The sequence below is a fragment of the Streptomyces sp. NPDC101151 genome (genome assembly GCF_044768335.1).
Taxonomy (GTDB): Bacteria; Actinomycetota; Actinomycetes; order Streptomycetales; family Streptomycetaceae; genus Streptomyces.
This window is the reverse complement of record NZ_JBIWPP010000015.1, coordinates 43,144-55,367: the sequence shown is the minus strand read 5'-3', so window position 1 is coordinate 55,367 and position 12,224 is coordinate 43,144. Positions and strand designations below refer to the sequence as shown.

Sequence of the window (12,224 nt, the reverse complement as noted above, 5' to 3'; positions counted from 1 at the left end):
CCCCCTTCGCCCACCTCGGTCTGAAGGAGCCGGGGGCGCTCGCCGATCTCACCGAAGGGCCGGTGTGCATGTCCTGTCAGGGGACTTGAACTGGTTGAACATCGCTCTGCATCCCCTCGACGCACAGCACAGCCGCGTGTACCTCAGGGGCGTCGACCGAGGTCGGCGCCCCTGAGACCGGCCAGGATCAGGGGGTACGGGCCGTCGGCAATCCGGCGCCGAGGAACTCGGGCGCCGAGGCCGTGCCGCAAGGACGCGGCCCGGCCGGTGAACCTGCCGAAGGCGCCCTGTCACTGGTCATGAGCAGGGCCAGGGACGTGCGGTGACAGCGCTTTTGGCCTGCGTTCGTTCGCGGGCGGCGACGGTGTCCGAGCGGCCTCGACGCCGTTGACGAGGCCGTACGCCGAGTGCAACGCGTCGGCTGCCGGTCCGCTTTCGATTCGCGGAGCGTGGCCGGCTGGTCGCAACGTGAGGACGAGAACGGTGGCAGTGGCGGTGAGGAAGACCGCTTGCATGATCGTGCGGGGCACGAGTTCGTCCCACCACGGCAGCGATGCTCCGGAGACGGCGAGGTGGACGTTGGCGGGGAACATGGCCATCAACAGCAGCGTGAGCCCCCCGGCGGCGGTCGTGGCGAGACGGCGGTGGATCATGGCGGCCGCGGCGGCCAGTTCGAGGATGCCGGTGATGGTGACGATGGCACCGGGGGCGGACAGCCAGTCGGGAACCATCGCGATGAGGTCGGCTCGCATCCCGACGAAGTGGGCGAGTCCGGTGAGGGTGAACATGGCGGCAACTCCGGCGCGGAGGGCGATCTCCAGCCCTCGGGGGGTTCGCCGCCAGATCCTGTTCGCGACGTAGACGACGATGGTCACGCCGACTAGTGCAATGACGGGTTCCACGTTGCTTCCTCCTGCCTGATCGGCCTTGTCACAGCCGCGATTGCGAGCGGCGCACAGTGTCGGGGTCGATCTCCTGGATCTGGATGACGACGCCGTCGGGGTCGGTGACTCGGATGCTGCGGCCGAAGTCCTCGTCGAAGAGGGTGTGCTCATAGCCGCGTTCGGTGAGCTGAGCGGACACGTCTTCGAGTCGCTGACCGGTCGTGAAACCAAGTTCGACTGTGCCGGGCAGCCGCCCTTTCGACGCGGCCGCGTCGTGGACGCCGACGGCACCTGCCGCGGCGTCGAGGTGTGCCCAGACCGGGACACTGACGTCTCTGCGGTAGGCCAGGCCGAGTCCCTCGTAGAAGCGGCGGGATGCCTCGACGTCGGCGACGTAGCGGATGGGCAGAACAGTGAGCATGATCATCTCCTGACGGCGGTAGTCGGCCGCACTAGGCCGGGTGACCGTGCAGCGGTCACGCACCCAAGCTGCTGCGCACGGCTGGGATTGTCTGTCTGGAACGGCGGAAGTGGCGGATCACTTCGCTAGATTCTGTGAGCATGGCGGAAACAGACAGGCTCGATGAGGACGACCGGCGTGTGCTGCACGCGCTGCAGCTCGACGGGCGGGCTTCGTTCGCGCGGATCGCGGCGGTGCTCGGGATGTCCGAGCGTGCGGTCTCGCGTCGCTACCATCGGCTCCGTTCTCGGCTGGCGTTGCGCGTGGTCGGCGTCACCCGCCCCGACACACGACAGCAGGAGGACTGGTTCCTGCGCATCACGGCACCGAGCGCTTCGGTCGACGCCGTCGCCCGTATGCTCGCCGACCGGGACGACACAACCTGGATCGCTTCGCTGGCCGGCAATGGCGAGCTCAGCTGCATCGTCCGAACGCCCGCGCCGATCGGTGACCGTGCCGGCACGCTGGAGCAGTTCAGGCGCAGCGCGAGTATCGCAACCGTGACCGCCCAGCGTTTGCTCTCGCCGATCGCCGGCGTCGGCGGATGGCCCGGCCGGTTGCAGGCACTCACCACGGGCGAACGCGAGGACCTGACCCCGGTCACGCGCGGGCACCTCGCAGGCTCGTCACCCGTCGGCGCACCGCCATCCGCCGACGACGTAAGTCTGCTTCGTCTCCTGGCCGCCGACGGACGCATGAGCATCGCCCGCCTGGCTCTGGTGTCCGGCATCCCCGAATCGACCGTCCGCCGCCGCATCACCGAACTCACCGGCCGTGGAGTGCTGATGTTCGAAGTCGAGGTCGACCCCAAACTCTACGGACGACATGTCGACGTGATCTGCTGGATGGACGTGCGACCCGGCGCGCTCGCCGCCGTCGCAAGCGATCTGGGCTCTCACACAGAGGTCGCTTTCGCTTCGACGACCACGGGAACCACCAGCGTCCTCGCGATCCTCGAACTCGCTGACGCCGACGCTCTGCATCGGTACCTCGCCGAGCGCATCGGCGGCCTCCCCGGCGTGCACCGCGTCCACACGGACATCGTCGCGCGCTGGATCAAACGGGCCGGCCCGCTCTTCATACCGCGCAGGTGACATACCAGGGCGCACTCGTCCAGCGGTGGCGCAGCCTCGCAGCTGCCTTCGATCGCATTCGCATCAGTGACGTCGAGCTCATGAACCCGAAAGGAGAGACCAGGAACATGGACCATCACGAGCGCGAGCTCGGGCCCCGGCCCGGCGCCGACCGAAGCTGCTCTGCAAGCAGGTGCGCGTCTCAAACGGCCACCCAGCCCGGGGACGCCCAGTGGGAAGAGATCGTCGAACTGCCCCTGCACTCGGTGTCGGGACAGCTGATGGTGCGAGGCCTGATGGACGACCTGGACGAGGAACTGCCGGTGCTCTCCTTCGACGGCCCCGGCGACTACCGGCTGCGCGTCCACGCCCGCGGCCGGGACACCGCCATCGACCTCGCCCCGGACGAGATCACCGAGTGGTACCTCATCCAGGCATGGCCGGAACCGGCACAGGACGCGGCGGTGCTCCGCCGAACCGCCACCTACGGAGCATCCGTCCGAGCCGGCTGACCTACGCAATCACTCACTGCTGCCCGGGCCCTGTACGGCGGTGCCCGGGCAGCAGCTGGGTGGCGCACTCCAGCCGCCTTCGAGGGCGTCGTCGCCATGGCCGTCGCCCGACCGTCCACGGCCTTTCACGTCGACCAGGTTCAGCAACCGATGGTCAGTCGCCACTGCCCGTTCGATCCTCCTCACGGGCCTTTCGGTTGCTCGGGCGAAATCAGTTGGCGGGCTTGCCGAACCAGCGAGAGAGGTGGTCGTCCAGGTCCCTCTGATCGTCACCGATCCACGCGACGTGGCCGTCGGGGCGTAGCAGGACGCACGGAACATCCAGTACCGCACCGGGATCCGCGAGGTAATCGACCCGGTCCGACCAGCCGCTGACGGTCAGACGTTCGGTGCGGTCCAGCAGTAGTCCGCGGCCGCGATGCAACAGACCGTAGAGGTGGCCCTGTTTCACGTCGATGTCGCGCAGGCGCCGCCCGAGCAGGTCGGGGCCGTCGCCGAAGTCGTAGCGGATGCCGATCGCGGTGATCTTCTCGATCAGATGGCGGTTCACCTCGTCGAAGTCCATCAGTTCGGTGAGCAGCCTGCGCACGGCCTGCGGGCCCGGTTCGGTGGAGTGCAGTTCCATCTGGGCGCGGGTGTTGTCCAGCACGTCCTCGGCGACCGGATGACGTTCGGCCTGATAGGTGTCCAGCAGTGTTTCCGGCGCCCAGCCGCGGATCTGTGCGGCCAGTTTCCAGCCGAGGTTGAATGCGTCCTGAACGCCCAGGTTGAGGCCCTGTCCGCCGGTGGGGGGATGGATGTGTGCCGCATCGCCGGCCAGCAGCACCCGCCCGACCCGATAGCGTTCGGCCAGACGTGTGGCATCCCCGAAGCGGGACAACCAGCGCGGGGAGTGCACGCCGAAATCTGTTCCGGCGATGGTGCGCAGCTGTTGTTTGAAATCCTCCAGAGTGGGTGGTTCCGCGCGATCGCTGACTCCCGCGGCGGGGACCACGACGCTATATGCACCTTCGCCGAACGGCCTGAGCCAGAATCGCTTATTGGTCTCGCCGATTTCGGTCACCTTGGCGGCGATCTCCTCCTGCGGCACACCCACTTCCATCTCGCCCATCAGCGTCTCGGTCCGCGAGGGCTCTCCCGGGAAGCCGACACCGAGCAGTTTGCGCACCGTACTGCGCCCGCCGTCACAGCCGACGAGATAGCGCGAGCGCAGCTGTTCGCCGTCGGCCAGCTCGACGGTCACACCCTCGTCGTCCTGCTCGAAGTCGGCCAGCGCACACCCGCGCCGTACCTGCGCACCCCGTTGGATCGCGTGTTCTTCGAGGAGGTGAACGATGACCGGCTGCGGGATGCCCAGCAGATAGGCGTGCGCGGAATCCAGGCTCTTGGGCGCGGGTTTGTCGATGGCGGCGAAGAATCCGCCGGCCGGACGCTGTCGTCCGTGTTCGAGAATGCGATCCAGCAGTCCGCGCATTGCCATCAGTTCGATACTGCGAACATGCAGACCGACTATACGGACGAACGACGCGGGCTCGGTCTCCTTCTCCAGAACGAGTACCCGCACATTGTGCAGGCGCAGTTCGGCGGCCAGCATCGCGCCGGTCGGCCCGCACCCGGCAATGATCACGTCGAACATGAGAGGGGCGCGATCGCCGCCGGAGGCCGACGACCGGAGTCCGGGGACTTCACCCACAGTGAAGTCGCGCTCGATCGCATCGTTGGACGACGGCTCGGCGGTGAACTGTGGAGAGTTCATAGGTGTTGCCCTTTCGGGAGTGCCTTGTTGTCGAGGCGCTCCCGGCGACACCTACGTCAATCGCCGGCCGTGACAGGAAAGGGGGAGCACCCACGTCGATACAGCGTTCATGGGTCTCACCTCCCCGGGCGGTGTCACGTTCCACTGCAAGGTACAAGCCCGAGCACCACCCCGTCCAACCCTTTCCCAGCCGCGTGATCAGGACTCCGAACGGGCTCGTGCGGTTGCAGGGCGAATCCGGCGTGGCGGCCTGGCTGGTCACGGTCGACGGTCTGGTCCTGGCCGCCCCCGAGGCGGACCGGATCTCAGAAGGCGCTGCCCTGATGAAGTTCGCTCGTGGCACCCACGCGAACTGGCCGTAGGCGGGTTTGACGACCAGCGCGATGACGACGCGCAGCAAGACGACCCGAATGAATCGACCAATGCCTCGACTTGCGCGTCTGGGCCCCGACGTGGACGCCAAGTCGGGTACCTGTGAGGTTGCATGCGGCCCTGCCGAGCCCGAGCAGCCACAGGACCCGGTGCGGCCGCGGGTCCCCGCGTTCTCCCCGCCCGGCCCCGCCCGTGCGGGCTGACGGCGGCGGGACTTCAGAGCGCCGGTCGATGCCTGCCGGCCAGTCGCGGTCGTCTCGCGTACTGTCCGTCTCGCCCAGCGGATCCGGGGCGGCTCGCCTGTGCTGGGACCGACAGGCCGAGCGCATGGCCTCAGGAGGGTGGCTGGAGTGGCAAGCCGAGCGTGACCGGCCCGAAGCCGGCCGGTAGGTGACGCACTGCCAGTGCCACGGCCTCGGGCGCCGTTTTGAACACGCCCAGGTCCGGGGTGATGAAGCCGTTGCCCACCCCGTACGTGCCGTCGCCACCCGCGGTCAGGCACGGGCTGCCAAGGGTCAGGCTCGGGCGGGTGGTGGTCGAGAAGCGCAGCGCCCAGTGGCTGGTGAACGGGTAAAGGACGCGTAGTGCCGGCTCGGCGTAAGCCGCCTCGATCAGGGCCTGGTACTGCTCCTGCCAGGAGTACTCCAGCTCCCGTGCCTCCTGGAGCATGCTCTGCCACTCCGATTCCACCAGGCGGACGGGATCGAGGTCAGGCACCTCGAAGTGGCCGGTCAGGCACACGAACGGTGCTGCCCGGCGGATGTCGCCGAGGGACTGTCCGTCGTGCCAGGCCCGAGCCGCCCTGGCGACCTGGGCCAGGTCGTCCGTCGCACCCTTGATGAGGCATGAGCCCTGGAACGGCTCCTCGCCGCGGATCGACCACCGCCGTTCGTGCCGCGACGCGCTGATCTGCAGAGGCGCGCGGTGCGGCAGGGTGCTCGCGACGCTCTCATGGAGCAGCGAACCAGATCCCCAGGACACGACGGCAACGGAGTTGAGGCATCCTTCCGCCACAGTCCGGAGCGCTGCCGCGAGACTGCCGCAGGCTACGACGTCGGGATAGAGAACGGCAGGGTCAGGAGGACTCGGCACAGCGCCTGATTGTGCCCGACCCACGCATGGGGACGAGAAACAACCGCCGGCCGACTTCCGATCATCATGACCATCTACCGGCGTGACTGAGTGCTTCGGTTGGCAGGTTTCGTCAGCTGGCGACCCGAAACCGGTTGGTTGCCTGGTCGACGCTGCAGCGGAGCAGCCGGTCGGACTCGGCATGCCGAGGTTCGGTCAGATCATCGGCCGTGGCTGCCCGCCGGCAGGCTGGGGGCATGTGCCTCCCGTTCCAGGTGGCGGCGGCTGTCGCCTGCGGCGCAGGGGGATGTGCGGATGAGGGTGGTGGCTACGCCGGATTCGGGGCAGGTTCGAACTGCATGCCGTCGGCGTGGAAGAACTGGAGGTGTCCGAGACATCGACCCTGCCTACCTGAATTTCCTCCTGTTCAGTCACGCGATCGCGAGGACGACCCTGTACGGCACCTTCGAGCGGGGCCGGCTGTGCTGTTCGAAGAGGTGGGGAGTCAGTCGGGGAATGCGGCCGTTGCCTACGGTGCCGTCATGGCCAGGGGACCGTGCGCGCAGACCAACCGACGAGAGGGGCGTGCCGCCCTCGTCTTCGGCGACCGTCTCCCCCCACCACCTGACACACCGCCCCAGAGGTCCGGGCGCAGCGGGCCGGTTCGAGCGACTGCCTTATTTCCACGTGTAGTCCTCGGCGGCGTCGACGATCAGATTCTTGACCTCCTGCGGGTGGGAGACAAGAGACACGTGTGAGGAGTTGATCTCCATCGTCTTGCGGGCCTTCGCCCGCTTCGCCTCGAAACGCTCCAGGCTCGGGTTGATAGCCTGGTCCTGCTTGCCGACGAGAACGTACACGGGTTTGTTCCGCCATGCGGCGCCGGTGAGTTTGTCCGCGAACGCCGACAGCGCGATCGGACGCTGTGTGGCTCCCAAAATGTCAGTCTGACTCGTGGGCAGGTCCGCCGCGAAGACCCGGCGCAGTCTGTCCGGCTGTACGTACACGTCCGTGCCGGTGGTGCCGTCACCGTTACGGAAAGGCACCTGTTTCAGAGCGGTGGTGAGTGGGGCGGGAGCGAACTTCGCCGACAGGCTGGAGAACGACTCTCCCACGTCGGGCATGATCGCGTTGATGTACACGAGGGCCTTGACATTGTCGTTGCCGACGGCAGCCTGCGAGATCACCTCTCCCCCGTAGGAATGACCGACCAGGACGATCGGTCCCCTGACGGACTTCAGGAAACTCGCGAGGTAGGTCGAGTCCTGGGGAACACCGCGGAGGGGGTTGGCCGGTGCGGCCACTGTGTAGCCGTTCTTCTGGAGCCGTTCCACGACTCCGTTCCAGCTCGACGCGTCGGCGAAGGCGCCGTGTACGAGGACGATGGTGGGCTTCTCCCTTCGGGGACCACCGCTTGGACCGCCTGCCTGCGCCGTTTCGGCTGCCAGGGCGTAGGTGATTCCCGATGCCACCAGAAGTGCCGCACCCCAGCGGGCGATGGTCGAGTTGCCACACGACCTGCTGCGTATTCGCATGTCATTCCTTCGGCGCGAGGTTGTCGGGCGACACCCGGGATTCCATATTCGAAGGCACCGGTCGGCTTGTCCCCGCGCACGGGCCATCCGAGTGAACAAAGTGGCGACACCGCGAGCAGGAACCTGTCCGGAATCTCACTCGGTTCCGCGAAGGGACGCGTGGTCGGGTCACGTCGCCCAGGCCGCACGTCCGCCAGGGAGAAACGCTTTGTCCAGGAACAACGTGAGGTTGTCCCTGATCTATGAGTCTTCACCTGCAGCAATCTCGTTTGGCTACGGCAGACAACCAGACCATGGAGGAACGTGAGTCTCCAGCACACGACTCAATCTCTGGAGACCCGGCGCGGTCACACCCAACCCCGCACGGCCGCCGCGCCGCTCGTGGCCCTATGCCGTCACCGCCGCAATCGTCCTGGCGCGCCAAGAAGGCCGGACCGCCGAGCAGGTCATCACCCTCATCACGTGCCTGCTCGTGCTCATCGCCCTGATCACCTCAACTGGTGGCAGCCAGTAGCCCCTACCGGTGAAGACCACCAGGCGCAGCGCTGCAGCTCCCGTCCGCGAGTCGTGACGCCACGCCCCAGACGGTCCGTGTGTCTCAGCGGCGCCCGGCGTTGCCGGTGGTGGGAGACATCGCCGATCAGTCGGGCGCCCGGCAGTGTGGCCGGGCGCCGACCAGAGGCGGATTCCCTCTCCAGTACGGCTGGAGGTTGCATGGCCCTGGACAAACGCCGAGTGCAGACCACAGTGATCGGCCGGCAGACGGCAGGTCCCCCACCTGTGCGGTTGCCAGGTGGTCGGGGGACGAGCGCGCCGGTGCCGGGTCGGCGTGCGGGCACGCGCCGCCGACGCCGGCGAGAGCCTGCCGGCCTGGTCGCGGGCTGTCGGAGCGGAAGCCGCGTGGACAAGATTCCGGGTGTGCGAGCACGCTCGATCACGCCGTGCGGCCGATGAGCTTTCCCCGGCCCCGGTCTGACAGGCGGATCAGCGCAGTCCGGCGAAGAGATCGTTCTCGGGTACGGCCGCGCCGGTGGCGTCCTGGACTCGTACGAAGGTCTCCATGCCCATCAACTCACCGAACCTCTCCTTGCCCATTTTGAGGAAGAAGATGTTCTCGCCCTGACTGGCGTGCGCGGCCAGCGCGTCGAACTTCTGACCGCTGAACGCTGTGGTGTCCACCCACGTGGTGATCTCATCGTCGGGGAGGCCGATCTCGGCCATCGCCGCGGCCTCGGCAGGATCCGGCTCAGGCATGTCCTCATGAAACTCGCGCACGATCTCACCGAACCGCTGCATCATCGAGCGGGGCATCGTCGTCCAGTACACCTTCGGTGTCAGCGCGGTCATCTTCAGCGCCGCCATCGTGATGCGGTGGGCCTGGATGTGGTCGGGGTGGCCGTAGAAGCCGTTCTCGTCATAGGTGACGACCACATCGGGTCGGTAGTGCCGCATGAGTTCCGCGAGTCGGGCGGCGCCTTCCTCCACCGGGGTCTGCCAGAAGGATCCGGGGGCGTCGTTGCTCGGCCAGCCCATCATCCCGGAGTCGGCATAGTCCAGCATCTCCAGATCACTGACCTTCAGGACCTCACAGCTCGCCTCGAGTTCTTGACGGCGCATCAAGGCAACGGCAGCCGAATCGTGTCCGGGATCGCCCGGCTTGACACCTCCCGGTCCGTCACCGCAACCGCCGTCGGTACACGTCACGAGAACCGTGCGGACACCCTCCGCCGCGTACCGCGCGAGGACCCCTCCGGTTCCGGTGGCCTCGTCGTCGGGGTGGGCGTGCACTGCCATGAGCGTCAATGGCCGGTCAGTCATGAAACAGTCCTCCTGCAGACATACGTCTCGGTCCGAGTGCGCGGCGGGCGTACCGCGATCCCGAGGGCCCGGATCCTGTCGGGGCGACGACCTTGTGGTCACCGTGTTCCCCGGCCGCGCGGCGCCGGTCCCTCGGTCGATGCAACAGTGCCGGCTGTACCGGCTGTTCCCGGCGCGCACGGAACACCTCGGCACCTCGGGTCACAGGGAGGTCGGAGGCGCCGGAATCAGCAGGTGATCTCCAGGCCGATGACGGGATGCCTGACACGGCGGCGGGTGAGCGCGGGGTACCGGTCGCCGAGCCGGGCCATCACCTACTTCCGGCGGAGCAGGGCTGCCCGCCTCCTCGAACGAGGAAGGTGGGCGCAGTCGCGCATCATGAGCAGCGGCAGCACCCCGCTGCTCTTCGGGGACTTACGGCACCACGGCGGCAGGATCGCCGAGGCGGACCGCTTCCGCTCACTCCGGCCGCCTGCCGCGCCGGGGCACAATCCCCTCACGCACAAGGCGGTTTCGTTCAGGCGTTGATCGGTAGTGCCTGAAGCCGGTCGCGGAACTCACCGACGCGCCTGTCATTCACCCGCTCGCGCTCATGCGCGCAGCGTAGAGACAACCCGCAGCAGAGCAACGGCTTTCGAGCTGTCAGCCGGACGTCGACGCAGGTTCGTCAGCTCGGACCGCCGGCCGGTGTACGGCTCGGGCCATCCACCGGTCGCCGCCGATCTGCACGGGCAGCATGACGGGGACGAGGTCCAGCTGCACGAGCTGCTCCAGGCGCTCGACGCACTCGTCGCGGGAGTCGGCCGGCGGGCACGAAGGTGTCCGTGGAGATCACCGGCGTTGCGACCCAGGGGGAATGAGGCGCCGTAGGCTGAGCGTGCAGCGGCCCCGTTCTGGATCGTCCGGGCGGGGCAGCGCCGCCAGTACGGCAGTCCGAGCTGTGCCGAGTGGCCAGGCATGACGACGCTGGTGAACGCACCGCCGGTGAACATCACGTCCAGATTTTGGCTGTGTCCTTCCTGGTGAGTATAGGAACGGTGTCTTCCCTGGCTCGCTCCCACGCGACAGGTGCGAGGCACCCAGGACCGGCGCACGGAGGCCATGGCGCAGATCATCGCGGCACAGCGGGGGGAGAGAGAAGCCGCTCCCCCGGCGCCGGAGCCGAAGCAGCTGCCCCAGGTGCTCGACTTCATGGCCGCTCTGAACGCATCCGTGCGGGAGGCCAAGGCTTCCCGCGGCGAGCCGGCCAGCGATGCCGACGTACCCGAGCCGGCGAAGCCGAGGACGAAGGCGGCCACTGAGAAACAGCCGGCCAGGAAGGCCACGAAGAAGACAGCCGCCCGGAAACCTCGCCACAGCGCGTAGTGGAAGCCGCTCGCCGGGCTGGGGCTGAAGGTGGGCCATGGGGGCTTCGTCCGGGACCTCCGAGCCGGAAGGAGGCCCGCCCCGCGACAGACGCCGTCGGACCGGCGGCGACGTTCCATCGCGCGTCCTGACGCCCGACCGTCCGGCCCTGGAGGTAACGCAGATCCCGCGAACGGAGCCAGGCCTCAGTCCCCGCCGCTGCCGTACGGCCTCGTCAGAATCTCCAGGTTGTGTCCGTTCGGGTCCTCGAAGTACGCCCCACGGCCCCCGTCATTGTGGTTGATCTCGCCGGAGCGACTGTGGTAGGGGTCCGCCCAGTACGCGAGACCGGCCGCGCGGATCCGGGCGAAGATCGCGTCGAAGTCGTCCTCCGAGACCAGGAACGCGTAGTGCTGCGGGGTTATCGAGCCGGCCGTGTCCATGTAGTCCAACGTCACGCCGTTCGGGATCTGTACTGGGATGAACGGGCCGTACTGTGCTGCCACCTCCAGCCCCAGCAGCTCGGCGAGGAACTGCGCGGACTCCTGCTTGTCGTGCGCGCTGACGATCGTGTGGTTGAGTTCGATGGCCATGGGTCGGGCCTCCTGTCCTCTGAGTGCCAGAACCACTTCTCACGCTACGCAGTCGCGCCGTCCCGCACATCCGCCTCTGGGCCCCTCCGGGCTCCGACCGACGGCCGAGGTCCGTGCCCAGGTGCTGTGGCTATGGCGCCGGGCAAGATTCGCGTCGGACCACGTTCACTCGCACGGCCTGAGGGGTGGAGGACGTCGTCATGCACACCGCCGTGGCCGGGCGGCGTCAACGCTCGATGCCGAGCGGAATCCAGGTGATCCCAGGTGATCGCCTTGCCGGTGGGGTTCGCGCGGGCGTCGACCCAGTGCACGGCGTCGACGGTGAGGTCGGCGTGGCCGGGCCGGACGCGGCGCAGGATGCGCTGGGCCTGGTCGGAGTCGGCCTCGCCGTGGGCGTAGGCGGTGGTGAGGTGCGGGATCACGGGGGGATACCGGCAGGCGTCGTCTCCGAGGACGGCCCGGGTCACGCCGCGGATGAGTGTGTGGAGGCCGTCCAGGTCCTCGTCGGGACGAAGGCCGGCGACCACGCCGGAGTGGTCGACTGCAGACTGCCCACCGTCACTGCGAAGCCCGGCACGTCCGCCAGGCACCGGGCGGCCTCGTCGGCGAGCCGGACGCGCTGCATGGCGGTGATGAGGCGGGCGGCGGCTGATCCGGTCGACGGTGATGTGTGCCCACCGCGGTTCGACCGGGGTGAAGGGGAAGCCCGCGTCCAGCAGGGTGCGGTGGGAATCGGCGAGCAGCCGGGCCGGGGGGCTGGTGCCGGGGATCGTCCCAGCCCACGGTGATGTACCAGTGGAGCAGCG

The 12,224-nt window shown here is 68.0% G+C and carries 12 protein-coding genes; 4 read left to right on the top strand and 8 right to left on the bottom strand.

The window, feature by feature from the left end:
* Positions 1-290: 290 nt before the first annotated feature.
* On the bottom strand, positions 291-902 hold the full coding sequence (locus ACIRU3_RS25915) for a hypothetical protein (RefSeq protein ID WP_404060576.1): 612 nt from the start codon (positions 900-902) through the stop codon (positions 291-293).
* Between the two features lie 28 nt (positions 903-930).
* Positions 931-1,305: a VOC family protein gene (locus ACIRU3_RS25910; RefSeq protein WP_404060573.1), complete on the bottom strand. Its 375-nt coding sequence runs from the start codon at positions 1,303-1,305 to the stop codon at positions 931-933.
* Positions 1,306-1,445: 140 nt separating this feature from the next.
* Here ACIRU3_RS25910 and ACIRU3_RS25905 point away from each other — a divergent pair, with 140 nt between their 5' ends.
* On the top strand, positions 1,446-2,438 hold the full coding sequence (locus ACIRU3_RS25905; protein WP_404060570.1) for an Lrp/AsnC family transcriptional regulator: 993 nt from the start codon (positions 1,446-1,448) through the stop codon (positions 2,436-2,438).
* A 107-nt stretch (positions 2,439-2,545) separates the two neighbouring features.
* Entirely contained in the window at positions 2,546-2,929 is a 384-nt protein-coding gene (locus ACIRU3_RS25900) for a hypothetical protein (RefSeq protein WP_404060568.1), read from the top strand.
* 211 nt (positions 2,930-3,140) lie between these two features.
* Here ACIRU3_RS25900 and rox read toward each other — a convergent pair whose 3' ends face one another.
* Complete coding sequence (gene rox, locus ACIRU3_RS25895) at positions 3,141-4,685, bottom strand: rifampin monooxygenase (protein ID WP_404060565.1); 1,545 nt, start codon at positions 4,683-4,685, stop codon at positions 3,141-3,143.
* Positions 4,686-4,879: 194 nt separating this feature from the next.
* On the opposite strand from rox, the gene ACIRU3_RS25890 reads away from it, so the two are divergent.
* Positions 4,880-5,047, top strand: coding sequence for a hypothetical protein (locus tag ACIRU3_RS25890; RefSeq protein WP_404060562.1), 168 nt, complete (start codon positions 4,880-4,882; stop codon positions 5,045-5,047).
* Positions 5,048-5,390: 343 nt separating this feature from the next.
* Here the strand turns inward: ACIRU3_RS25890 and ACIRU3_RS25885 are convergent, their stop codons facing one another.
* The 3 genes from ACIRU3_RS25885 to ACIRU3_RS25875 all read right to left on the bottom strand — a co-directional run bounded on the left by ACIRU3_RS25885 (position 5,391) and on the right by ACIRU3_RS25875 (position 9,481).
* The gene (locus ACIRU3_RS25885; protein WP_404060559.1) at positions 5,391-6,038 is read right to left on the bottom strand and encodes a DUF6193 family natural product biosynthesis protein; all 648 of its coding nucleotides are present in this window, start codon (positions 6,036-6,038) and stop codon (positions 5,391-5,393) included.
* Positions 6,039-6,805: 767 nt separating this feature from the next.
* On the bottom strand, positions 6,806-7,663 hold the full coding sequence (locus ACIRU3_RS25880) for an alpha/beta hydrolase (RefSeq protein WP_404060556.1): 858 nt from the start codon (positions 7,661-7,663) through the stop codon (positions 6,806-6,808).
* 984 nt (positions 7,664-8,647) lie between these two features.
* The gene (locus ACIRU3_RS25875) at positions 8,648-9,481 is read right to left on the bottom strand and encodes a PIG-L family deacetylase (RefSeq protein ID WP_404060554.1); all 834 of its coding nucleotides are present in this window, start codon (positions 9,479-9,481) and stop codon (positions 8,648-8,650) included.
* A gap of 1,068 nt (positions 9,482-10,549) precedes the next feature.
* On the opposite strand from ACIRU3_RS25875, the gene ACIRU3_RS25870 reads away from it, so the two are divergent.
* Positions 10,550-10,846 (top strand): hypothetical protein, encoded by a 297-nt coding sequence (locus ACIRU3_RS25870; RefSeq protein ID WP_404060552.1) that lies wholly within the window; start codon positions 10,550-10,552, stop codon positions 10,844-10,846.
* A gap of 185 nt (positions 10,847-11,031) precedes the next feature.
* Here ACIRU3_RS25870 and ACIRU3_RS25865 read toward each other — a convergent pair whose 3' ends face one another.
* Together ACIRU3_RS25865 and ACIRU3_RS25860 are read right to left on the bottom strand one after the other, a co-directional pair.
* Positions 11,032-11,418, bottom strand: coding sequence for a VOC family protein (locus tag ACIRU3_RS25865; protein WP_404060549.1), 387 nt, complete (start codon positions 11,416-11,418; stop codon positions 11,032-11,034).
* 44 nt (positions 11,419-11,462) lie between these two features.
* Positions 11,463-11,945, bottom strand: coding sequence for a hypothetical protein (locus ACIRU3_RS25860; RefSeq protein ID WP_404060546.1), 483 nt, complete (start codon positions 11,943-11,945; stop codon positions 11,463-11,465).
* Between the last annotated feature and the right edge of the window lie 279 nt (positions 11,946-12,224).